This window comes from Bradyrhizobium cytisi (genome assembly GCF_008123515.1).
GTDB lineage: Bacteria > Pseudomonadota > Alphaproteobacteria > Rhizobiales > Xanthobacteraceae > Bradyrhizobium > Bradyrhizobium cytisi.
Window position 1 is genome coordinate 12,787 of sequence record NZ_VSSR01000001.1, and the last position, 21,196, is coordinate 33,982.

At 65.4% G+C, this 21,196-nt stretch carries 20 protein-coding genes; 5 read left to right on the plus strand and 15 right to left on the minus strand.

Annotated features, from left to right (window positions below):
* Window positions 1-7: 7 nt before the first annotated feature.
* The 3 genes from FXB38_RS00055 to FXB38_RS00065 all read right to left on the minus strand — a co-directional run bounded on the left by FXB38_RS00055 (window position 8) and on the right by FXB38_RS00065 (window position 3,613).
* Window positions 8-2,266: a CHASE3 domain-containing protein gene (locus FXB38_RS00055; protein WP_148748742.1), complete on the minus strand. Its 2,259-nt coding sequence runs from the start codon at window positions 2,264-2,266 to the stop codon at window positions 8-10.
* A complete protein-coding gene (locus FXB38_RS00060) occupies window positions 2,263-2,676 on the minus strand; it encodes a response regulator (protein WP_148748743.1) in 414 nt (137 codons plus the stop codon). The genes FXB38_RS00055 and FXB38_RS00060 overlap by 4 nt, the downstream gene beginning before the upstream one ends.
* Window positions 2,677-2,992: 316 nt before the next feature.
* Entirely contained in the window at window positions 2,993-3,613 is a 621-nt protein-coding gene (locus FXB38_RS00065) for a BA14K family protein (protein WP_187434573.1), read from the minus strand.
* A 270-nt stretch (window positions 3,614-3,883) separates the two neighbouring features.
* Between FXB38_RS00065 and FXB38_RS00070 the strand changes: the two genes are divergently transcribed.
* Window positions 3,884-4,291 carry an NADH:ubiquinone oxidoreductase subunit NDUFA12 gene (locus tag FXB38_RS00070; protein WP_148748745.1) on the plus strand — a complete coding sequence of 136 codons (408 nt, stop codon included), beginning with the start codon at window positions 3,884-3,886 and terminating at the stop codon, window positions 4,289-4,291.
* 335 nt (window positions 4,292-4,626) lie between these two features.
* Here FXB38_RS00070 and FXB38_RS00075 read toward each other — a convergent pair whose 3' ends face one another.
* Window positions 4,627-5,313 (minus strand): DJ-1/PfpI family protein, encoded by a 687-nt coding sequence (locus FXB38_RS00075; RefSeq protein WP_148748746.1) that lies wholly within the window; start codon window positions 5,311-5,313, stop codon window positions 4,627-4,629.
* Between the two features lie 91 nt (window positions 5,314-5,404).
* Between FXB38_RS00075 and FXB38_RS00080 the strand changes: the two genes are divergently transcribed.
* A complete protein-coding gene (locus tag FXB38_RS00080; RefSeq protein WP_148748747.1) occupies window positions 5,405-6,343 on the plus strand; it encodes a GlxA family transcriptional regulator in 939 nt (312 codons plus the stop codon).
* A 490-nt stretch (window positions 6,344-6,833) separates the two neighbouring features.
* On the opposite strand, the gene FXB38_RS00090 is transcribed toward FXB38_RS00080, so the two are convergent.
* Window positions 6,834-7,850 (minus strand): Na+-dependent transporter, encoded by a 1,017-nt coding sequence (locus FXB38_RS00090; RefSeq protein ID WP_148748749.1) that lies wholly within the window; start codon window positions 7,848-7,850, stop codon window positions 6,834-6,836.
* Window positions 7,851-8,096: 246 nt separating this feature from the next.
* On the opposite strand from FXB38_RS00090, the gene FXB38_RS00095 reads away from it, so the two are divergent.
* Window positions 8,097-9,146 carry a DUF2155 domain-containing protein gene (locus tag FXB38_RS00095; protein WP_187434574.1) on the plus strand — a complete coding sequence of 350 codons (1,050 nt, stop codon included), beginning with the start codon at window positions 8,097-8,099 and terminating at the stop codon, window positions 9,144-9,146.
* Between the two features lie 6 nt (window positions 9,147-9,152).
* Here FXB38_RS00095 and aat read toward each other — a convergent pair whose 3' ends face one another.
* The 10 genes from aat to FXB38_RS00145 all read right to left on the minus strand — a co-directional run bounded on the left by aat (window position 9,153) and on the right by FXB38_RS00145 (window position 19,085).
* Entirely contained in the window at window positions 9,153-9,833 is a 681-nt protein-coding gene (aat, locus tag FXB38_RS00100) for a leucyl/phenylalanyl-tRNA--protein transferase (protein WP_148748751.1), read from the minus strand.
* Between the two features lie 61 nt (window positions 9,834-9,894).
* Window positions 9,895-11,010 carry a sensor histidine kinase gene (locus FXB38_RS00105; protein WP_148748752.1) on the minus strand — a complete coding sequence of 372 codons (1,116 nt, stop codon included), beginning with the start codon at window positions 11,008-11,010 and terminating at the stop codon, window positions 9,895-9,897.
* Window positions 11,007-11,447 carry a response regulator gene (locus FXB38_RS00110; RefSeq protein ID WP_148748753.1) on the minus strand — a complete coding sequence of 147 codons (441 nt, stop codon included), beginning with the start codon at window positions 11,445-11,447 and terminating at the stop codon, window positions 11,007-11,009. Before FXB38_RS00110 ends, FXB38_RS00105 begins: the two co-directional genes overlap by 4 nt.
* Complete coding sequence (locus tag FXB38_RS00115) at window positions 11,444-12,961, minus strand: sensor histidine kinase (RefSeq protein ID WP_148748754.1); 1,518 nt, start codon at window positions 12,959-12,961, stop codon at window positions 11,444-11,446. Before FXB38_RS00115 ends, FXB38_RS00110 begins: the two co-directional genes overlap by 4 nt.
* Before the next feature lie 102 nt (window positions 12,962-13,063).
* The gene (accC, locus tag FXB38_RS00120) at window positions 13,064-14,422 is read right to left on the minus strand and encodes an acetyl-CoA carboxylase biotin carboxylase subunit (RefSeq protein WP_148748755.1); all 1,359 of its coding nucleotides are present in this window, start codon (window positions 14,420-14,422) and stop codon (window positions 13,064-13,066) included.
* An 82-nt stretch (window positions 14,423-14,504) separates the two neighbouring features.
* Window positions 14,505-14,990 (minus strand): acetyl-CoA carboxylase biotin carboxyl carrier protein, encoded by a 486-nt coding sequence (gene accB / locus FXB38_RS00125; protein ID WP_148748756.1) that lies wholly within the window; start codon window positions 14,988-14,990, stop codon window positions 14,505-14,507.
* A gap of 37 nt (window positions 14,991-15,027) precedes the next feature.
* On the minus strand, window positions 15,028-15,495 hold the full coding sequence (gene aroQ, locus FXB38_RS00130) for a type II 3-dehydroquinate dehydratase (protein WP_148748757.1): 468 nt from the start codon (window positions 15,493-15,495) through the stop codon (window positions 15,028-15,030).
* Between the two features lie 255 nt (window positions 15,496-15,750).
* Window positions 15,751-16,563 (minus strand): DUF1236 domain-containing protein, encoded by an 813-nt coding sequence (locus FXB38_RS00135; RefSeq protein WP_148748758.1) that lies wholly within the window; start codon window positions 16,561-16,563, stop codon window positions 15,751-15,753.
* A 251-nt stretch (window positions 16,564-16,814) separates the two neighbouring features.
* Window positions 16,815-17,582: a DsbA family protein gene (locus tag FXB38_RS00140; RefSeq protein WP_148748759.1), complete on the minus strand. Its 768-nt coding sequence runs from the start codon at window positions 17,580-17,582 to the stop codon at window positions 16,815-16,817.
* Window positions 17,583-17,678: 96 nt separating this feature from the next.
* Window positions 17,679-19,085 (minus strand): M48 family metalloprotease, encoded by a 1,407-nt coding sequence (locus FXB38_RS00145; RefSeq protein WP_148748760.1) that lies wholly within the window; start codon window positions 19,083-19,085, stop codon window positions 17,679-17,681.
* A gap of 202 nt (window positions 19,086-19,287) precedes the next feature.
* On the opposite strand from FXB38_RS00145, the gene FXB38_RS00150 reads away from it, so the two are divergent.
* Both FXB38_RS00150 and FXB38_RS00155 read left to right on the plus strand, forming a co-directional pair.
* Window positions 19,288-20,475 carry a pyridoxal phosphate-dependent aminotransferase gene (locus tag FXB38_RS00150; RefSeq protein ID WP_148748761.1) on the plus strand — a complete coding sequence of 396 codons (1,188 nt, stop codon included), beginning with the start codon at window positions 19,288-19,290 and terminating at the stop codon, window positions 20,473-20,475.
* 90 nt (window positions 20,476-20,565) lie between these two features.
* On the plus strand, window positions 20,566-21,123 hold the full coding sequence (locus tag FXB38_RS00155; RefSeq protein ID WP_148748850.1) for a biotin transporter BioY: 558 nt from the start codon (window positions 20,566-20,568) through the stop codon (window positions 21,121-21,123).
* Window positions 21,124-21,196 lie beyond the last annotated feature (73 nt).

Below are 21,196 nucleotides of genomic sequence, written 5' to 3' on the forward strand. Positions count from 1 at the left end.
CTCCTGTTTAAGACGCCGCCATCCCCCCGCCGTTGAGCGCCTTCCGGATCATCTCGGCGAGCTGGTTTCTTCGATAGGGCTTGGTCAGCAGCATCACGCCGTCGTCGAGCTTGCCGTGGTGGACGATGGCGTTGTCGGTGTAGCCGGAGGTGTAGAGCACTTTGAGCCCCGGCCGGCGCTTCGCCACCTCGTCGGCGAGCTCGCGGCCGCTCATGCCGCCGGGGATGACGACGTCGGTGAAGAGCAGGTCGAAGGCCTGGCCCGCCTCTATCAATTGCAGCGCGGCGCGGCTGTCGCCGGCGGCGATCGTCTTGTAGCCGAGGCTCTGCAGCTGCGCCGTGACGAAGTTGCGCACCAGCGTGTCGTCCTCGACCACGAAAATGGTCTCGGCGCCGCCTTCGGCCTGTGGTGCGATCGCGGCCGTGGCTTCCGCCGCGCCTTCGCCCGGCGGCAGATAGAGCTTGATCGTGGTGCCGTGGCCTTGCTCGCTGTAGATCTTGATGTGGCCGCCGGACTGCTTGACGAAGCCGTAGACCATGGAGAGGCCGAGACCTGAGCCTTTGCCGACCTCCTTGGTGGTGAAGAAGGGCTCGAACGCCTTCTCCTGGACATCTAGCGGCATGCCGGTGCCGGTGTCGCTGACCGCGAGCATTACGTAAGGGCCGGGCCGCACGTCGGCATTGGCCTTCGCATAGGCCTCGTCCAGCACGACACGGTGGGTCTCGAGCAGCAGCTTGCCGCCGTTGGCCATGGCGTCGCGGGCGTTGATGGCCATGTTGAGCACGGCATTGGTGAGGCGGGACGGGTCGATATGCGCCGTCATCGGTTCCTGTTCCAGCACGGTCTCGATCTGGATCTGCTCGCCGAGGGTGGGGCGCAACAGTTTTGCGATATCGGCGATCGCTGCGTTGATGTCGACATTGCGCGGCTGCAGCGGCTGCCTGCGCGCAAACGAGAGAAGGTGCTGGATCAGCTCGGCGCAGCGCCCGGCAGCATCGTCGATCAGGCGCGCGGCGCGTTGCAGCTCGGGCTGCTCCTTCAGGCTCGCCACCAGCGTTTCGGTGTTGCCCGAGATCACGGTCAGCATGTTGTTGAAATCGTGCGCGACGCCGCCGGTCAGCTTGCCGATGGCGTCGAGCTTCTGCGACTGGTGCAACTGCCGCTCGGTTTCGCGCGACGATGTAGCGTCGTGATAGACCAGCACGCCGCCCGAGATGTTGCCTTGCCCGTCGCGCATCGGCCGGCCGCTGATCATCAGATGGCGCGCGCTGTTGCCGCTGTGCGGGCGGACGATCATCTCCAGATCTTCGAACTCGTCGCCACGCAGCACGCGCACGGACGGCAGCTCGTCGGACTTGAGCGGCGTGACGCCGTCGCCGTGGAAGACGTCGGACAGGGCGCGCAGATTGCGTAGGTTCATGCCGGCGCGATGCAGGAGCATGCGCTCCGCGGCCGGATTGGACAAAAGGACATTGCCCTCGGCGTCGATGACCAGCACGGCCTCCGCCATGCTGTGGAACGTGCTCTGGAGCACGTTGATCGACACGCGAAGCTCGTCATGGGCGTTGACGAGATGCTCGGTGCGCTCGGCCACGGCCGCCTCGAGTTGCTGGTTGGCTGCCGTGGTCTCCAGCAGCGTGCTCTTCAGCGCGACCGTGGTGCGCTGGCTCTCGCGCATCACCATCACGACCAGCAGCAGGATCACCAGCGCGCCGGCGACGTCGATACCGAGCAGCACGATGCCGGTGCGGCGCGAATCCTGGGAGCGCGCGGTGAGCAACCGTTCCTCTTCTGCGCTCAGATGGTCGAGATTGCCCATCACCGTGTCCATCAGGCCGCGACCCTCGCCCTTGCCCTGGAGCGCGGCAATGCCGGCCCCGTCGTTGGTGGCGCGCAGGCGCATCGCCTCGGCGGCAATATCGAGCCGGCGGAGCGCCAGCGGCTCCATGCCCTCGAGCAGCGCGATCTGGTCGGGATTGTCGTTCACGCTGCGCTTGAGGTCGGCAAGGGCCGGCGCGATCCGGGCGTGCACCTCCTGGAACTCGTCGCTGAAGCTGGAATTTCGGTAGATCTCGTAACCGCGCGCGGCGCTCTCGGCGCGCCGGATCAGAACCTGCAGATCGGAGATCTTCTTCAGGACCTGGACGGTGTGATTGACCCAGGCCGCGTCCGAGCGCGACTTGACGTCGAGCCCGATCGAGGCGGCTGTGATGAGCAGGAGGATGGCGAGTCCAGCACCGAGAATGACGCGCTGCGAGGGAATCAAGGGGCCTCTTTCTGGTCCTTCGGCGGCGCGCTCTCGCCGAGGCATTCCCGGATTGTCACCAACAGCGTCTCGGGCGTGAACGGCTTGCGCAGGCAGCGCGAGGCGCCGAGCTCGAGCGCCATGCGAAGGAAGTCCGGGGAGGGCGAGGCGGATGAGGCGAAGGCATAGCCCGACATGGCGATCAACGGAATCGCCGGCGCACGCTCGTGAAAGATGCGGATGGATTCGAAGCCGCGCATATGCGGCATGAAGATATCAACCAGCATGACATCAAACGTCTGCGCCTCCAGCGCAGCCAACCCCGTTTCGCCGCCGTCGGTGAGCGTGACGTCGAAGCCCTGGCGCAGGAGGAGGACCTCGATGGTCGCGCCGACCATCGGATCGTCATCGACCACGAGAATACGCGGCATGACCTTCCCTAGTAGATCGAAGTCCCCACAGTGATTGGTGATATAGGCGAATCGTGCGCCGGGTCAATTTTGGATCGGACCGAACTACATATGCACGGCGGAATGCATAGCGCCTCTGCAGGTTCCGGTGGCAGGTGAATTCCCTCGGATTTCTGTGACAGGTTGAGACAAATCCGTGCGGTCCAACGAAAGCTGCTGCGCCGCGCGTCATGGACTGCGTTCGCGACGAGGCGTGCAAGAGCTCAGCGCGGCGGCCCACATAAATGAGCGGCGCCGTTGCGCGGCGCCGCTCACAGATGATTCCCTTCAGGCCGTATTACGGGCAGGGATGGCGCAGCCCGTCATAGCCGAGATAGGTGCCGGACGCCGGGTCGTAGGACCGATAGCGCTGAGCGCAATAGCCAGACGAGTCGCCGCCTGTGTCGGGCACCACGGCGACGGATGCGCCGTCGTCATAATAGCTGTCGTCGTAATAGGAATCGCCGTAATACGGGCCGCCGCCGTAATAGGCGTAGGACGAGCCTATCGCGCCGATTGCGGCACCGGCTGCAACGCCGGGCCAGAAGCCGCCACCGCGGCGATGCCAGCCGCCGCCGTGCCAGTTCCCTCCGCCACCATTCCAGTGGCCTCCGGCCGCTGCGAAGTTGCGACCACCGCCGTTAAAGGCAGGTCCGGCGGCAGGTCCGGCGCTCGGGCGCGCCGCCGCGCCGGCCGCGAAATTGCCGCCGCCACCACCCATCCGGGCGCCGCCACTAAAGCCGCCGCCGCCGAAGTGAGCACCACCGCCGCCCCCACCGATGTGAGCACCGCCACCGCCGCCGAAATGGCCGCCCCCGCCACCGCCGCGACCGCCAGGGCCCTGGGCGAAGCTTGGGGTGGCCATCGGAAGCACCAGTGCCAGCGCCGCGGCGGCACTCAAAACTCTCAGACTGTTCATGGTCAAACTCCTTTTTCCCGGGATCAAACCCACCGAAACGGCCGTTGTTCCTGGGTTCACGCCGGTGTGCGCGTGAAGGGCTAGATTTCCACGCGGCCGCTGTACCCGGCATGAACGGACCGTGCTCGCTTTGCGGCGGCGCTCGGGCCGAGGCGCCGCGCTTGGCGTCCCCTTGGCGTCCCCTTGGCGTGGGGCAGGGCCGCACGGGGCGAACTGGACATTTGGCCGTCCGGATGGCATCAGGACTCCACGAAGCAGGGCCCTTGCCGCATGAAACAATTCTTCCTGAAGCTCTTCACCTGGTGGAACGGCCAGACCTTTGGCACCCAACTCTGGACCCGTCGGTTCGGGGAGCTGGTCGGCCAGGACGAGCAGGGCAACCGCTACTACCGCACGAACGGCGGCAAGATCGACCCCACGCTCGGCTTCGAGCGGCGTTGGGTGATCTATAACGGCTATGCCGAAGCGAGCCGTATTCCGCCGTCCTGGCATGGCTGGATGCATCACACCGTTGACGTGCCGCCGACCGAGGAGAACTACCAGCCGCGCGAGTGGGAGAAGCCGCATTTGCCGAATCTCACCGGCACGGCGAAGGCCTATCGGCCCTCGGGCTCGACCTTGGCCAGCGGCAAGCGCCCCAAGGCGACCGGCGACTACCAGCCCTGGACGCCCGGCTAGGCCGCGCGCTCTTCCATCACTGGATTGGATGCACACGCATCCGCCTCACATCGCTGTGGACAATGGGAACAGCGGGGATGTTGGCTGCGTGGCCATTGCGCCTGCGCGTGCGATGCGGCTCAATCAACCCATCTTACGGAGATGGGAAACCATCGCGTTCGGTTCGGGCAACAGTTCGCGACTGTCCCGAAATGCAGCGGCCGCCGACCAGGACTCGATCGGGAGATAGGCCCCCGGTCTGCAAGTTCCGAAATCGCCCGATGAGAATGTGCGCCGTCGTAAGACAGGAAAGGCCGCTTGGGAAACCGGGCGGCCTTTTTCTGTTGTGGGGCGCGCTACATCACCCGCGCTGACGCACGCGCGACCGCTTCGAGGCGGCGGGCCTGCCTTGGCGCGCCGCGCTCCCGGAGCAAGGCGAGCACCTCCGCGGATGCCGTGTCGGGCGAGCCTGAATTGAACGGCGGCGCCGGATTGTATTCGAGCTGAAGCTGGATTGCTTCCGCCGTGGTGCGGTCGACCAGGATCGAGACCAGCGTCAGCGCGAAATCGATGCCTGCGGTGACGCCGCCGCCGGTGATGCGGTTGCGGTCGACGCAGACGCGTGTCCTGGTCGGCGTCGCCCCGAACTGGCCGAGCATCTCCATCGCACTCCAATGGGTCGCGGCCCGATAGCCCTTCAACAGGCCCGCGGCGCCGAGCGCCAGCGATCCCGTGCAGACTGAGGTGACGTACTTTGCGCCCTCGGCCTGACGGCGCAGGAAATCGAGCACCTCCTCGTCGTTGAGCAGGTCGTCGGTGCCGCCGCCGCCGGGCACGCAGATCACGTCGAGCTGCGGGCAGTCGGCAAACGTCGTGGTCGGCGTCAGCGTGAGAACGGAATCGCTCGGCACCGGCTCGATGCGCTTCCAGACCAGGTGCAGCTTCGCGCCGGGCACAGATGAAAACACCTGCAACGGACCGGTGAAGTCGAGCTGCGTGACGCGCGGGAACACCAGAAGTCCGATCTGGAGCGGTGCCGACATGAGAACCTCCAATGAAGTGCTTGACGCCCGCAGATTGGCATGATGCCATCCTGTCCAAAATGGCATATTTCCCTCACTTTCGGACATGAGCATGATCGGCATCCTGATCTTCCCGGATTTTCAGCTGCTCGATGCGGCCGGCCCGATCTCGGTGTTCGAGATCGCGGCACGCGCCAGCGGCAAGCCGCTCGCGCTCCGCGTGCTGGCGGTGAACGCCGGCGCGGTGCGCTCGTCCTCCGGCGTCGAGATGATGGCGCGCGATCTCAAATCGGCGAACGCGATCACGACGCTGGTCGTTGCGGGTGGTGCGGGCGTCTCGGCGGCGGCGCGCTGTCCGGCGACGCTCGCCTTCGTGCAGCGGCTGGCCAAACGCGGCGTGCGTGTCGCCAGCGTCTGCTCGGGCGCCTATGTGCTCGCGGAGGCCGGCCTGCTCGACGGCCGCCGCGCCACCACGCATTGGGGCCGCACCCGCGATTTCGTCGCGCGTTATCCGCAGGTGAAGTTCGAGCCGGACCAGATCTTTACCCGGGATGGCAATGTCTGGACGTCGGCGGGCATCAGCGCCGGGATCGACCTCGCGCTCGCGATGGTCACCGAGGACCATGGCGAGGAGATCGCGCAGGCGACCGCGCGCCAGCTCGTGCTCTACCATCGCCGCAGCGGCGGCCAGTCGCAGTTCTCATCGCTGCTGGAATTGAAGACACCGAACGGACGCTTCGGCGCGCTGTTGTCATGGGCGCGGGAAAATCTCGACGCGCCGCTGACGGTGGAGAACCTCGCCGATCGCGCCGGCATGAGCGCGCGGCATTTCGCCCGCGCCTTTGCCGCCGAGACCGGCACGACGCCATCGAAAGCGATCGAGCGGTTGCGGATCGAGGTCGCCCGCGAGCGTGTGCAGTCCTCGCGCGAGGCCATCGAGCTCGTGGCAGAGGCGACCGGCTTCCGCGATCCCGAGCGCATGCGCCGCGCCTTCATCCGCGCCTTCGGCCAGCCGCCGCAGGCGCTGCGCCGCGCCGCACGGGCCGGTTAAAGCGGACTCATCAATCTGGGGAGGGTTCGCTTTGACGACCAGCCGATCATCCTCCGCCCAAAAGGCCTGCCCGCCAGGCCAAGTGGGATCCAAGCAGATGACACGAATGGACCGAAAGCACGGGTCAGACGTTGAAAAACAGTCAATCGAAATGGACGAGGGTCTTCCGTGGAAGACAACTTCTCGGGCATTCGTTGGTGCGGGAGACGAACATGACACTTATTTGGCTCGGTGTGCTCCTCGTTTTCGGCGGCGTGCTCCAGATGGCCTATCAGCCGATCTGGCGAGGCCGCCTAAGTGGCGGAAGGCGGCTTCGCTCCGGGCGACCCAGTGACAGCCTTGAACCTGAAAGACCGGCTACGGGCTTTGGGATCAAATCGAATTGGCCTGGACTTTCACTGGTGGCGCTTGGCGCTGCGTCCTTGCTGGCCGGAGCTGCCATCTGAGTTGAGCTACCCTTGTTGACGTTCTCGGGCCTTGCGGGGGCCTGTCAGCTCGATGCGGCCGTCTCGCCTGCAGCCGCCGTGCTGGATGTATCCGCCCTTGCCGCCAACCGCCGCGCGATCGGCATCAGCATGTAGGGCGCGAGGTGGATCGGAAACTGCGTCATCGCGAAATAGAGCCAGGTCGTTGGCGGCAGCGCGCCGGCGGTGGCGGCCAGCATCAGGCCGAGATTGCGTTGTGAGACCATCAGCCCGAGCGCCAGCGCGCGCTCATAGCCGATGCGGCGGAACAGCAAGGTCGTGACGGCGAGCAGCGTGAAATAGATCGCGAAGGACAGAGCTGCGAGGCTGATCGTGAAGACCGGCTGCGCCACCAGATCGCTCACGACATCGCCCATGACCGCGGACGCGAAGATCACGAGGATGATGATGTTGAAGCCGTCGATCGGCTGCTTGTGGCGCCGGATCGCATCGGCGCCGAAAATCCAGCGGATGGCGGTTGCCGCCAGCAGCGACGCTGCGAGGATGCCGAGCAGCTTCAGGCCGAGCGTGAGCGGCGAAATGCTCAGCATGCCGCCGAGGAAGAGGCTCGCAAACAGCGACGCGGTGAACGGCACGATCGCGGTCGCGGTCACCAGCGTGATCAGCACCAGCGTGGCATCGAGGCCCATCAGCGCGGCCAACGCCGGAGAAGCCATCATCGGCGAGGCCACGCTCTGGAGCATCAGCGCCAGCGCCAGGCCAGGCGCGCGGTCGGTGAGCCCGGTCGCATGCGCGATCAGTCCGACAATCAGCGGCACGCCGATCGTGGTCCAGGCCGTGGCGGTCGCCACCAGCGCCGGCCGGCGCAGATGTCCGTACAGCGCCGCCAGGTCCACCCGCATGAAGGAGATGCAGAGCAGAACGAGGATCGCTTCGGTGACGTAGGGACGCAGGAGCGCGCCGAGCGGCGGCACTGCGGCGGCGATGAACACCACGGCGGCCACCGCACGCGTACCCTGGCCGCCAAGCCAGGTCAGGCCGCGGATGGGAAGCGCGAAGACAGGTTTGAGCGCAGACGACATTCGGATGATGGCGTTCTCAGTCCAGTGCCTTCACGGGCATGAGCAGGTACCCCAGAGGTCCTGGTTATCGTTGGACGTCATTTTCGGGAGGCGATGCCCGCTTCGGCCCCGGTACGGGGCCTCCAACTATCCCATCCGGGCGCCGGCCTGTCACGCCGGAGGCGGGGCGGGCAGGGATGCCGCCCTTTCCCCGCCGTATTCGGCGTGTTAACCGGATGGCCTGCGAGCGGCGGTATCCCCTGTAGAATGTCCAGCAAGCCCGATTCGCTGTTGAAGCCGCGCGAGATTATGTTTCGAACCCTTACCCTGACAGGTCTTGCGGCGCTTTTGGCCGCTACCGCTTTGACGGTGGCGACGCCCGCGCAGGCGCAGATCGGCACGATCTTCTCCGATCCGCCGCCGTTGCGGCCGCCGGGGAGCATTCCCCGTGGCGGGCAGCCGCAACCGCAGCCGACCCCCGAGGACGACGAAGAGGTGCCCGAGCTGCCGCCGCAGGGTCGCGTGCTGCCGTCGCGCCCGATGCCGCCGTCGAGCCGACAGGGCAATGCCATGCCCGGCCCGGTCGAGAGCCAGCCGCTGGCGCCCCCGCCGGGCACCAGCATCGCGCCGCCGAACCAGCCGCCCCCCGTCGCCGTGGCGCCGCCGGGCGCGCCTGCTCAGCCGGGCGGAACTCCCGGCCAGCGTCAGCCGCCGCAGAAGGGCGGAACCCAGCAGGGCGCCGTGCCGCAGGCGCCTGCGACCCTCCAGCCGGGCGACGAGGTCGTCACCGAGCCGCCGGCCCAGAAGATCGTGAACAAGAAGGCGACCTTCTCCGGCCTCGACAAGATCACCGGGCGCATCATCAATTTCGACGAGGATATCGGCGAGACCGTGCAGTTCGGCGCGCTGCGGGTGAAGACCGACGCCTGCTACACGCGGCCCGCCACGGAAGCGACCAACACCGACGCCTTCGTCGAGGTCGACGAGATCACCTTGCAGGGCGAGGTGAAGCGGATCTTCTCCGGCTGGATGTATGCCGCAAGCCCCGGCTTGCACGGCGTCGAGCACCCGATCTACGACATCTGGCTCACCGACTGCAAAGAGCCGCAGCAGACCATTGCGACCGCCGCGCCCGATCCCGCGACCAAGCCTGCGCCGCCACCGCCGCCTGCCGCGCAGAAGAAGGCCGCACCCAAGCAGGTGCAGCAGCGTCCGCCGCAGCCTCTGCCGCCGATCCAGCAGCAGCAGCCTGCGCCACCACCTCCGCCGCCGGAGCAGCGGCCGGGCCTGTTCGGTATCCCCGGCTTCGGCCGGTAATCTGATTTATTGCCGCGAGGCGATGATCTCGAGCGCGCGGCTGCCCGGGATCGCATCCCCCGAAGACAATCGCAGGAAATCACCGGGCTCGCCGGCGAGCGCCTTGTCGAGCAGCGCGGTGTAGCGCCGCCGCGAGATCTCGGCCGCGCCAAAGCTCTTGAGATGCTCGGTGACATATTGGGTGTCGAGCAGCTCGAAGCCGCCATGGATCAGCCGCGCGACCAGATGCACCAGCGCAACCTTCGATGCGTCGCGCGCGGCGTGAAACATGCTCTCGCCGAAGAAGGCGCGCCCCAGGCTCACGCCGTACAGGCCGCCGACGAGGTCGTCGCCCTGCCAGGCCTCCACGCTGTGGCAATGGCCGAGCTCGTGGAGGCCGCCATAGAGGTCGCGGATGCGCTTGTTGATCCAGGTGTCCTCGCGTCCGGCCTGCGGTGCGGCGCAGCCGGCGATGGTCGCCTTGAAGGCGGTGTTGACGGTGACGCGAAACGCATCCGAGCGCACGGTGCGCGCAAGGCGCGAGGCAACGCGAAAGCCGCCGAGCGGGATCACGCCGCGCATTTCCGGCTCGACCCAGAACAGGGTCGGGTCGTCGGCGCTCTCGGCCATCGGAAAGATGCCGCAGGCATAGGCGCGCAGCAGCACGGCCGGCGTGATTTCAGACGAGGCGGAGTCGCGCGAAGTCATAGCACCTGATCATAGCAGGATCGCGCTGCGCGTGCGATGGGGGCGATACCGGATGCGAGGATCAACCTGTCGCAGCGCTGTTCGCGTTGCCGGGTGCCGCGGGGGTGCGGCGGAACCTGAGGATGATGCGGGTTCCGGAATGTGCGGGATCGCGCTCGACGGTGGCATCGAGCTTGGTCGCCATCGCCGCGACAATGCGCTGGCCCATGCCGGTGGAGCGCGGATCGGCCTTGACGTTGTCGCCGACGCCGTCGTCGCTGATCGACAGCAGGAGATCGTCGCCCTGTGAAGTCAGCTCGACGTGAATCGGGCCGGCGCCGTCGGGATAGGCGTATTTCACCGCGTTCATCACCAGCTCGTTGACGATGATGCCGACGGCGACCGCGCGGTCCGGGTCGATCTCGATCGGTTCGGCCTTCAGCGTCAGACGCGACATCCGGTCGCCTTCGGCGGAGCGGCGGAGATCCTCGAGCAGGGAATCCAGGTACTGATTGAGCACGACGCTCTTCAAATCCTGCGAGGTGTAGAGGCGGCGGTGCACCTGGGCGACGGCGGCGACGCGGCCCATCGCGTTGGTCAGCGCGGCCTTGACCTCCTCCTGTGCTGCTGAGCTCGCCTGCAGATGCAGCAGCGAGGCGATGATCTGGAGCGAATTGCCGACGCGGTGATTGACCTCGCGCAGCAACAGCTCGCGCTCGGCGGCAAGCGCTGCGTAGCGGTCGCGCGAGGCATGGATCTCGGCCTCGGCTTCCTCGCGCGCCCGCTGCAACTCGGCCTGGCGCAGCGCGCCTTCGGCCGCGACATGCAGCAACGGGATGAAGTCGCCTTTGACGTCCTTGACCAGATAATCAGCCGCGCCCGCCTTCAGCGCGGTGACGGCGATGCTGGAATCCTGCGAGGCCGTGACGAACACCACCGGCGGGGCGCCCGGGATCGCCATGATCTGCTCGAGCGTCTCAAGCCCGTCGAGACCCGGCATGTACTGGTCGAGCGCCACGACATCGATGCAGTCCTCGATGCTTTCCTGGGCTCCCGCACGGCGGATGCGTTCGAGGCCTTCCTCGCCGCTCGCGGCGTGGATGACCTTGTAGCTGCGGCGCGTCAGGCCGCGTTCGACCAGGCGCGCCAGCGCGCCGTCGTCATCGATGTAAAGCAGGGTTGGCATGCGCTGGGTCATGAGGCGGCGGGCGGGACCTGGATGACCGAGAAGAACAGGCCGAGCTGCCGGATGGCATTGGCGAAATTCTCGTAATTGACGGGTTTTGTGATGTAGACGTTGCAGCCGAGCTCGTAGCAGCGCTTGATCTCCTGGCTGTCGTCGGTTGTGGTCAGCACCACCACGGGCGAAGCCTTGAGATATTTGTTTTCCTTGATCTGCTTCAGGATATCGATCCCGCTCATGTCGGGCAGGTTGAGGTCGAGCAGGATCAGAAGCGCGTTGCCCTTCTGGTTCAGCCCGGTGCCGTCGGCGCCGAACAGATGCTTCATCGCCGCAGTGCCGTTGGCGAACGACACGATCTCGTTGTTGACCCCGGAGCGGCGGATGTTGCGCTCGATCAGCCGGGCGTGGCCCTCGTCGTCCTCGATCATGATGATGGTGACGGGCAATGTCATTTGTCAGCGTTCCGGTTGCTGGCCTTCCACGAGATGGGCAGCGTGATTGTGAAAGTGCTGCCCGCGTTCAGTTCCGACGATACCGACATCGTGCCGCCGAGGCGGCGCACAAGTGCACGCACATGGGCGAGACCGATGCCCTGGCCGGGCTTGTCTTGGGTTCCCGCCCGGCGGAACAGGTCGAAAATCCGCTGGTGATCCTTCGGATCGATACCGCGGCCGTTATCGCTGATTTCGAAGATAGCGTAGCCAAGCTTGGTGCGCCCGCGAATTCTGATCTCGCCGGGCACCCCGCTCTTCAGATACTTGATCGCGTTGTCGATCAGATTGGAGAAGATCTGCTCCAGCGCAAGGCGGTCGCTAACGATATTCGGCAGCGGCTCGACGTGGAACTCGGCCTGCGCCTCGGCCGCCTGATGCGCCAGCGACGAGACGATGGCCTCGATAAACTCGCGCGTATCGATCCTTTCAGGCTGGAACTCGCGCCGGCCCTCGCGGGTGAGATTGAGGATCGCCGAGATCAGCCGGTCCATCCGGGCGATTGAAGATTTGATGAAACCGAGCGCTTCGGAAAAATCCGCCGAAAGCTGCTTGTCGGGGCCGTCGAGCGGGATGTCCGCGACATCGACGGGCGGGCCGCCTGCCGGCACGCCTGTGAGCACTCCGATCCGTCGAAAGATGTCCTTGCCCAATTCGTCGAGCTCGCTGGTGAAGCCCATGATGTTGACCAGCGGCGAGCGCAGGTCATGGCTGACGATATAGGCAAAGCGCTGGATCTCGTCGTTGGCTTCGCGCAGGTCTGCCGTGCGCTCATCGACGATTGCCTCCAGATTGAGGTTGGCGTCGCGCAGGCGTGTCTCGGCGTCGTCACGGGCACGGGCAGACCGCCGCACCAGCCAGACCGAGATCAGGGCCAGCAGCACAACGAGGCCCGAGCCGATGCCGGTCATCGAGGCAGCGAGCGTCTGGCTGCGGTCGGCATTCGCCGAGCGGAGCCGGTACAGTCGCTCCTCCTCGGCCATCATTGCGCCCGCGACACTGCCGATCGTGGCGGTGGTGTTGCCGGCGGCCGCCTCGCGAGCCAGCGCTGCGGCCTGGGCTTGCTGGCCCTGCCCGATCAGTTTGATCTCGCGCGCGAATTGGCCGAGGCGGGTCTCGATCGCCGCGCTCAGTTTCTCGATGCTGTCGCGCTGCGCGGGATTGTCGCCCGTGAGGCGTGTGACCCGGTCAAGCGCAGGAATGATTGCGGCGACGGCCTTCTCGTGGTCGTCCTGGAATTCCGGTCCCAACGTCAGGATATAGCCGCGCAGGGCGCTCTCCGCACGCCGGACTTCGAGCAGCAGAGCATTGATCTGGTTCTCTGCCTCGAGGGTATGAACCAACCATTTGCTGTCGTCTCGGGCCTGATTGACGAGATAGACGGAGCCGGCGCTGATCACGGTCAGCACCAGAAGTCCTGCAGCGAACAGCAGGATCTGCCAGAATGCACGCCGCCGCTGTTCCCCAGCTGTCACGACGGTCTCGCCTTGTTAGGTGTAGCGGAGTTCAAAACGCCCCCTTGGAACTGCCCCCAACCGTCCATAATGCGATTGGGGCCAAAGGGTTCCACGGACGGATTACTGCGCGGCCGGTTCCGGCTTGCCGGCGAGGTACTGCTCGAGCCAGTGGATGTGGTAATCGCCGTTAATGATGTCGTCCTGGCGCACGAGGTCACGGAACAGCGGCAGGGTGGTCTCGATGCCTTCCACCACCATCTCATCCAGTGCCCGGCGCAGCCGCATCAGGCATTCGGCGCGGGTCTTGCCGTGAACGATCAGCTTGCCGACGAGGGAATCGTAATAGGGCGGGATCGTGTAGCCCTGATAGACCGCGGAATCGATGCGGACGCCGAGCCCGCCAGGCGGATGATATTGCGTGATGCGGCCCGGCGAGGGGCGGAAAGTCTGCGGGTTCTCGGCGTTGATGCGGCACTCGATCGCATGGCCGATGATCTGAATCTCGCTTTGCTTGGCCGGCAGCTCGCCGCCGGCAGCGATGCGGATCTGCTCCAGCACGAGATCGATGTCGGTGATGCTTTCAGTGACGGGATGCTCGACCTGGATGCGCGTGTTCATCTCGATGAAGTAGAACTCGCCGTCCTCGAACAGGAATTCGATGGTGCCGACGCCGAGATATTTCATCTCGCGCATCGCCTTCGCGCAGGTCTCGCCGATTTTGGCGCGCGCAGCCGCGGCCAGCACGGGCGAGGGGCCTTCTTCCCAGACCTTCTGGTGGCGGCGCTGCAGCGAGCAGTCGCGCTCGCCGAGATGGATCGCGCCGCCACGGCCGTCGCCGAGAATCTGGATCTCGATGTGGCGCGGCTTCTGGAGATATTTCTCCAGATAGACGGAGGCGTCGCCGAAGGCGGACTTGGCCTCGTTGGCCGCCGTCGACAGCGCCACCTGGAGATCCGCCTCGGTCTGCGCGACCTTCATGCCGCGGCCACCGCCGCCGGCAGCCGCCTTCACCAGCACGGGAAAACCGATCTTCCTGGCGATCGCTATCGCATCGTCGTTGGGACCAACCGCACCGTCGGAGCCGGGCACCACGGGGATGCCGAGCTTCTTGGCGGTTTTCTTGGCCTCGATCTTGTCGCCCATCAGGCGGATGTGCTCGGCCTTGGGGCCGATGAATTGCAGATTGTGCTCGCCGAGGATCTCGGCGAAGCGCGCATTCTCCGAGAGGAAGCCGTAGCCGGGATGCACGGCGTCGGCGCCGGTGATCTCGCAGGCCGCGAGCAGCGCTGGCACGTTGAGGTAGCTGTCCTTCGACGGCGGCGGCCCGATGCAGACGCTTTCGTCCGACAGGCGCACATGCATGGCGTCGGCGTCGGCGGTGGAGTGCACGGCGACGGTCGCAATCCCGAGCTCCTTGCAGGCCCGCAGGATGCGAAGGGCGATCTCGCCGCGATTGGCTATGAGGATCTTGTCGAACATGGTGCCTCAACTGGCGAATAGGGAGTAGCGAATAGCGAATGGCGATGCGGCGACCATTCGCTATTCGCCATTCGCCACTCGCTCATTCAATGATCACCAGCGGTTCGCCGAACTCGACCGGCTGGCCGTCCTCGACGAGGATCTGGGTCACCGTACCGGCGCGCGTCGAGGGGATCTGGTTCATGGTCTTCATCGCTTCGATGATCAGCAGGGTCTGGCCGACCGAGACTTTCGAGCCGACCTCGACGAACGGCTTGGCGCCGGGCTCGGGCGCCCAATAGGCGGTGCCGACCATCGGCGAGGACACGGCGCCCGGATGCTTCGACATGTCGGCCGCAGCGGCCGCGGGTGCGGCAGCCGCAACCGGCAGGGGGGCCGTATGCGCCACCGGAACGGGCATGGTCGCGGCGACGCTGATGTTGCGGGCGACGCGCAGGCGCAGGCCCGCGCGCTCGATCTCGATCTCGGTGAGGCTGGTCTCATCGAGCAGCAGAGCGAGCTCGCGGACGAGTGCGGAATCCTCGCTGGAAAACTTTGCGGCTGCTTTGTCGTCTGGCTGGCGCGCCATGTCGTTTGATCCGAATGTTCTGAGTGATGAGGGAGCGTCAGGCTTTGGGCTTGATGCCGACCTTGGCGGCAAGGCCTTGGATGGCGAGGCGGTAGCCCTCGATGCCGAAGCCGCAGAGCGAGGCGAAGGCTGCGCGCGCGGTGTAGGAGTGGTGACGGAAGCTCTCGCGGGCGTGGATGTTGGTCACGTGCACTTCGACCGTCGGAATCTGCACCGCAAGCAGCGCGTCGTGCAGCGCGATCGAGGTGTGCGAATAGCCGCCGGCGTTGATGATGATGCCCTTCATCCCGCGGGCATGCGCCTCGTGGATGAAGTCGATCAGCTCGCCTTCGCGATTGGACTGCCGGCAGTCGGCCTTGAGGCCGAACGTCGCCGCAGTCTCCCGGCACAGCGCCTCGACGTCGGCCAGCGTCGCATGACCATACTTCTCAGGCTCACGCGTCCCCAGCATGTTGAGGTTCGGCCCGTTGAGAACGAGGATCGTGTCGGTTGCTGGTTCGGCCATTCCTGTCCCGGCGCGTGTTTTGGCGTGGCGGGGGTTATAGGTAACAAAGTGAGCCAGGGGAAGCCTTGAAGGGCCTCCGGGACCGCTTCAGGCACCTCATCCGGTGTGCAAAAACCTGTGCGGAAACTACGGAAATTGCTTGTTAACCAGTCCGAAGCATGGCTGCCGGCCCGGACCGGCGGGGAGGCCGCCCAATAGGCCAAAAGCCCCTGCCGATCGCTCGGCAAGGGCTCATTCGGGCATCAGCGAAGCGACTTAGCCTTCGATGATGTAGACAATCTCGCGCGTCTGGGGACGGACGATGATGTACTGGCCGTGCACGAAGATCACGTCATAGCCGCGCCATTCCGGGTAGATTTCGACAATCCGTGCCGGGAGCGGATGGAAACGGACATTTGCCGGGACGGCCGCGCCAACCGAAACGTTGAAGTTGACGTTGGTCGTTTCCTCGATCTTCTCGGACTTGATCGCCGACACGATCTGGGTCCGCTTCTCCGGCGGCGGAGCAGCGGTCGCCGAGGTCGCGGCATTGCCGGTCGTGGTCTGCGACTTGCTGTCGGTCGCAGCCGGACGGTTCTCGGCATTATTGCTCTTGGCGGCGCCGCCGGACTTGTTGTCCTCGGCCTTCATGTCCTTGCCGCCGGACTTGGTCGTCGAATCCGTGCTCATGCTCTTCGACTTGTCCTGGGCGCCCTTGTCCTGCGCACTCTGGGCGTGCTCACCCTTCGCCGCGCCGGCCTTCTCGTCAGCCGCGTTCTTGTTCATCGCGCCGGACTTTTCCATCCCGCCGGACTTCTCCGCTCCGCCGGATTTCTCCATCGCGCCAGAGGACTTCTCTTCGCCCGGCTTCATGGAGCCGCCGGCCTGACCCACGGTGCCCTTCTGCGGACTCGCGGATTCCTTGCCAGTCGCGCCATGTTCGGCTGCGCCGCCCGAAGACTGCGAGTGCTGCATCGGCTGTGCGCCGGCGCCGCCGCTGTCGTTCTTCATCGTGCCCTGTGCGTTCGCCAGACCGGTGCCTGCGATGAGCGCGAGTGCGGCAACCGAGATCATAAAGCGGTTCAACATCGTATTCTCCTCACGTGTTTCCTTGCGTCATTGCCCGCGCCACCAACGAAAGGAGATTTGAGTTGTTCCGGAACATCTGCTGTTCCGCGGCATTTGTTTCCTAAACACGGGATGAACGTCCGTGCCGGATCCACGCCAGGATTTGTGTAGGGCTTTGGCCAACGAAAAAGGCCGGCTTTTCAGCCGGCCTGGTTACATGCGTGAAGTTGTAAGACGCTTGACCAGAGACGCTTGACCAGCAAGTCGCCTTGTCAGCAGGTCGCCTTGCCGCAGCGGGCGACGCCGATCTTTTCCTTGAGGCCGTCGAGACCAACGGCGCCGACCACGATCTGCTTGCCGATCACGTAGCTCGGCGTGCCGTTCATGCCCATCGCTTCGGCGAGCTTGAAGTTCTCCTCGATGGTGGCGCGCACCTCGGGGCTCGCGATGTCCTTCTCGATCTTCGCGGTGTCGAGGCCGGCTTCCTTGGCCGCCTGGAGCGCGCGCGCCTTGTCGGCGGCGCCGCGGCCGCCGAGCAGCTTCTGGTGGAAGTCGAGATATTTCTTGCCGGAGGGATCCTGCATGCGCACGGCGACCGCAACCTGCGCCGCCTCGACCGAGCCCTGGCTCAGCACCGGAAACTCCTTCAGCACCACCTTCAGCTTGGGATCGGCCTTCATCAGGTCGAGCATGTCGCTCATCGCGCGCTTGCAGTAGCCGCAATTGTAATCGAAGAACTCGACGAAGGTGACGTCGCCGTCCTTGTTGCCGAGCACGACCTGGCGCGGCGAATTGAAGATCGCATTCGAGTTCTGCGCGATGCTGGCTTCGTGCTTCTTCGTTTCGGCATCAGCCTGGCGCTTGCTGAGCTCGGTCATGGCCTCCTCGAGCACCTCGGGATGGCTGACGAGGTAGCTCTTGATGATCGCCTCGATGTCGGTGCGCTGGGAATCCGAGAAGCTTTCGGCCGAAGCCGGTCCCGTTGCGCCGAAGATGGCGAGCGCAAACAGCGCGGAAGCAAGCAGGCGCAACGAAGGCATTGGCAAATCCTCTTATCCAGAGCAGGTTTCGAATAAACGTCCCGGCGGCCTTTAATCGGAGTGTCGTGACGTCAAAGAGCGGTCGTTGTGAGCAGGCTAGTTGCGCGGCGGTTTCGACGCCACGATGTCGTCGGCCTTGACCCATCCCGGGGTGCCGACGGCGAAACGGGTTTTCGCGCGCGTGGCGAGCTCGCGAGCGGTCTTGTTGTCGCCGCGCAGGTAGGCGGCCTGGGCGGAGGCGAGATCCGCCTCGGCATAGTCTCCCTTCCGGCCATAGGCCATCGCGAGCTGCATGTAGCCGAGAGGGGCCTCGGGCTCCCGCGCCACCGCGGCACGGAGAATCCGAACGGCATCGTCCGTGTAGGCCTTATTATCGGTTCCAACCAGAGCCTGCCCAAGTAACATCTCGATGAGGGGCGCATTGTTCGAGAGTGCGACAGCCTTGCGCAGGGGGGCGATCGCGTCGGCCGGCTTGCCGCTTTCCAGCAGGGCCTGGCCGCGGACCTCGTAGAAGTACGGGTTGTTTGGCTGCACCGCGATCAGCGCGTCGATCTGGGTCAGCGCGCTGCGCAAATCGCCGTGCAGATAGGTGCTGATGGCGCGGGCATAGCGCGCCGGCATGCTGTCATTGGTCAGGGGATAGCGGCGGTACACCAGTTCCGGCCGCTCCATGAAGGCGGAGATTTTGGCGCGCACCATGTCATGGCGGAGCTGGAGCGCGGGATCGTCCTTCTTGTCCCAATAAGGGCTGGTGCTCGCGAATTCCTGGAGCGCCGCGACGCGCTCGGCGGGCATCGGATGCGACTGCAGATAGGGGTCGGCGCCGCGTGCCGCGAACAGGCTCTCGCTGGTGAAGCGCTTGAACGTCTCGTACATGCCCTTCGGCGACTGCTGGGTCGCGGTCAGGAATTTCACGCCGGCGCGGTCGGCGTTCTCTTCCTGCTGGCGCTGGTAGGACAGCAGCGAGCGGCGGATCATCTCCTGCGGTCCGGCGATCGCAGCCGCGCCGGCATTGGCGAGCCCGTTATTGCCGGAGCTGCCCGAGCCGCGGCTGGCGCCCGCGACCAGCGCGCCCGCGCCGAGCAGCATGGCGATGATCATCTGGGTCTGGGCATTGGCGAGCTGCTCGCGCAGCTTCGATAGATGGCCGCCGGCCAGATGCCCGGTCTCGTGCGCGAGCACGCCGATCAGCTGGTTCGGCGTCTCCGACTGCAGGATCGCGCCGAAATTGACGAAGATGCGGCGACCATCGGCGACGAACGCGTTGAACGAGTTGTCGTTGATGATCACCATCTGGATGTTCTGCTTCTCCAGACCGGCAACCCGCAGGATCGGGCGGGTATATTCGCGCACCAGCTGCTCGGTTTCGGTGTCGCGCAGGACCGGCGGTCCGCGGCCTTCCTGCGCCCGCGTCGCCGGGACCGGCAGCAGCGCGATCGCAGCAGCCGTGACGAGGGCGGTGAGGGCGGAGGCCTTCTTGCGCAATGCGATCTGGAGCAACATCAAACGATCTGGGTCAAACGGGCTTTGCAAGCGGACCTGGCAAGGGACTTGGACTGCAGTTTTTGTGATTGGTTTTGGCGATTGGCGGCGGACCGGATACGCGATATGCCCTTATGAGCCGTATAATGCGGCTAGTCTGGGGCGCAAGCGCCCTGTTTTCCGGACCGAACGGACCGTTCCGCCAGCGAAATAGCAGAAATCGATGCACGATGCGACATTGAGGAACCGGGTGGCGCAGTGGCTCGAGCCCTCCCGCCGCAGTGATGTTCCCCCGTTCATGGTGATGGACGTGATGGCCGCGGCGGCCAGGATCGAGGCGGCTGGCGGCCATGTCATTCACATGGAGGTCGGCCAGCCCGCGGCCGGCGCGCCGAAGACCGCGATCGCGGCCGCACAGGCCGCGCTTGCGGCGGGGCGGATCGACTATACGTCAGCACTCGGCATCCCCTCGTTGCGCGAGCGTATCTCGCGGCATTACCGCGATGCCTATGGCTGCAACATCAGCCCGGAGCGAATCGTGGTGACCACGGGCTCCTCCGGCGGGTTCATCCTGGCCTTCCTGTCGATGTTCGAGCCCGGCGATCGCGTCGCGGTGACAGTGCCCGGCTATCCGCCGTACCGGCACATCCTCACTGCGCTGGGCTGCGAGCCGGTGCTGATCGAGACCACCAATGAGACGCGTCACGCGCTGACCGGCGAGGCGCTGCTCGCCGCTCATCGCAAGGCGCCGCTGAAAGGCGTGCTGGTCGGCAGCCCCGCAAATCCGACGGGAACGATGATGCCCCGCGAGGCGCTCGCCAGCCTGATCGCGGCGTCCGAGGATGCCGGCATCCGCTTCATCTCCGACGAGATCTATCACGGGCTTGACTATGCCTTTCCGGCAGTGACGGCGGCAGAGCTGTCGCCGCACGCACTCGTGATCAACTCGTTCTCGAAGTATTTTTGCATGACGGGCTGGCGCGTCGGCTGGATGGTCGTGCCCGAGATCCTGGTGCGCCCGATCGAACGGCTGCAGCAGAACCTCTCGATCTCGGTGCCGTCGCTGTCGCAGATTGCGGCAGAGGCCGCCTTCGACGGCGCGGCCGAGATGGAGGAGATCAAGCACGGCTATCAGGAAAACCGGCGCATCCTGATCGAGGGATTGCCCAAGGCGGGCCTCAGCAAATTCCTGCCTGCGGACGGCGCGTTCTACCTTTATGCCGACGTCTCGGATTTCACCTCCGACAGTCTCGACTTCGCCAAGCAGATGCTGGAGAAGGCCCAGGTTGCCGCAACGCCGGGCGTCGATTTCGATCCGATCCATGGCCGCTCGTTCATCCGATTCTCTTATGCACGTTCGGCCGCGGAGATGCGGGAGGCAGTTGACCGGATCGCTCACTGGCTTAAATAGCCGCCAGTTTCAAACAGCCTTCCGGAGTGCATCTTGTCTGACCGAACCGTACAGTCCGCCGCCACGTCGCATTCTCCTCTTGCCGCAGTGATGTGGCCGACCCGACCGGGTGAGACCGTCGGCGCCTTGCGCGCCGTCGTCTTGGTCGCGCTCGGCTCCGCACTGATGGCGTTGTCGGCCAAGGTGAACCTGCCGCTGCCTTATGTGCCGATGACGTTGCAGACCCTGGTCGTGCTGATGATTGGCGCGGCCTATGGCTGGCGCCTTGGCAGCGCAACCATGATCGCCTACCTCGCCGAAGGCGCGATGGGGCTGCCGGTGTTCGCAGGTCCGGTCGGTGGAATTGCACCGCTGCTCGGCCCGACTGCCGGTTATCTCTACGGCTTCGTGCTGGCTGCCTTCGTCATCGGCTGGTTCGCCGAACGGGGCTGGGATCGCAACGTCGTGCTGCTGTTTGCGGCAATGGCGGTCGGCCATGTCGTCATTTTCATCGCCGGTTTCGGCTGGCTGGCCTACGGCATCGGCCTTGGTGCAACCAAGGCCTGGGCGGTCGGCGTCGTTCCGTTCATTGCGGCCTCGGTGGTCAAGAACGCGCTGGGCGCCGCGCTGATGCCGGCGGTACGCCGGATCGTCGACCGCCGCGTCTAGAACTCACCATACGGAATGGTTCCAATTGACAGAGCCGGCCAAGTTGATCTTGGCTGGCTCTCAATTTTGAGGG

Excerpts from the sequence above, each read along its gene's own strand:
- aroQ (WP_148748757.1), bottom strand. The coding sequence starts at position 15,495 with ATGGCCGAACCAGCAACCGACACGATCCTCGTTCTCAACGGGCCGAAC.
- FXB38_RS00155 (WP_148748850.1), top strand. The coding sequence starts at position 20,566 with ATGTGGCCGACCCGACCGGGTGAGACCGTCGGCGCCTTGCGCGCCGTC.
- FXB38_RS00095 (WP_187434574.1), top strand. The coding sequence starts at position 8,097 with ATGTCCAGCAAGCCCGATTCGCTGTTGAAGCCGCGCGAGATTATGTTT.
- FXB38_RS00075 (WP_148748746.1), bottom strand. The coding sequence starts at position 5,313 with ATGTCGGCACCGCTCCAGATCGGACTTCTGGTGTTCCCGCGCGTCACG.
- FXB38_RS00140 (WP_148748759.1), bottom strand. The coding sequence starts at position 17,582 with ATGCCTTCGTTGCGCCTGCTTGCTTCCGCGCTGTTTGCGCTCGCCATC.
- FXB38_RS00105 (WP_148748752.1), bottom strand. The coding sequence starts at position 11,010 with ATGACCCAGCGCATGCCAACCCTGCTTTACATCGATGACGACGGCGCG.
- FXB38_RS00135 (WP_148748758.1), bottom strand. The coding sequence starts at position 16,563 with ATGTTGAACCGCTTTATGATCTCGGTTGCCGCACTCGCGCTCATCGCA.
- accB (WP_148748756.1), bottom strand. The coding sequence starts at position 14,990 with ATGGCGCGCCAGCCAGACGACAAAGCAGCCGCAAAGTTTTCCAGCGAG.
- accC (WP_148748755.1), bottom strand. The coding sequence starts at position 14,422 with ATGTTCGACAAGATCCTCATAGCCAATCGCGGCGAGATCGCCCTTCGC.
- aat (WP_148748751.1), bottom strand. The coding sequence starts at position 9,833 with ATGACTTCGCGCGACTCCGCCTCGTCTGAAATCACGCCGGCCGTGCTG.
- FXB38_RS00150 (WP_148748761.1), top strand. The coding sequence starts at position 19,288 with ATGCACGATGCGACATTGAGGAACCGGGTGGCGCAGTGGCTCGAGCCC.
- FXB38_RS00080 (WP_148748747.1), top strand. The coding sequence starts at position 5,405 with ATGATCGGCATCCTGATCTTCCCGGATTTTCAGCTGCTCGATGCGGCC.
- FXB38_RS00110 (WP_148748753.1), bottom strand. The coding sequence starts at position 11,447 with ATGACATTGCCCGTCACCATCATCATGATCGAGGACGACGAGGGCCAC.
- FXB38_RS00065 (WP_187434573.1), bottom strand. The coding sequence starts at position 3,613 with ATGAACAGTCTGAGAGTTTTGAGTGCCGCCGCGGCGCTGGCACTGGTG.
- FXB38_RS00090 (WP_148748749.1), bottom strand. The coding sequence starts at position 7,850 with ATGTCGTCTGCGCTCAAACCTGTCTTCGCGCTTCCCATCCGCGGCCTG.
- FXB38_RS00060 (WP_148748743.1), bottom strand. The coding sequence starts at position 2,676 with ATGCCGCGTATTCTCGTGGTCGATGACGATCCGATGGTCGGCGCGACC.
- FXB38_RS00070 (WP_148748745.1), top strand. The coding sequence starts at position 3,884 with ATGAAACAATTCTTCCTGAAGCTCTTCACCTGGTGGAACGGCCAGACC.
- FXB38_RS00145 (WP_148748760.1), bottom strand. The coding sequence starts at position 19,085 with ATGTTGCTCCAGATCGCATTGCGCAAGAAGGCCTCCGCCCTCACCGCC.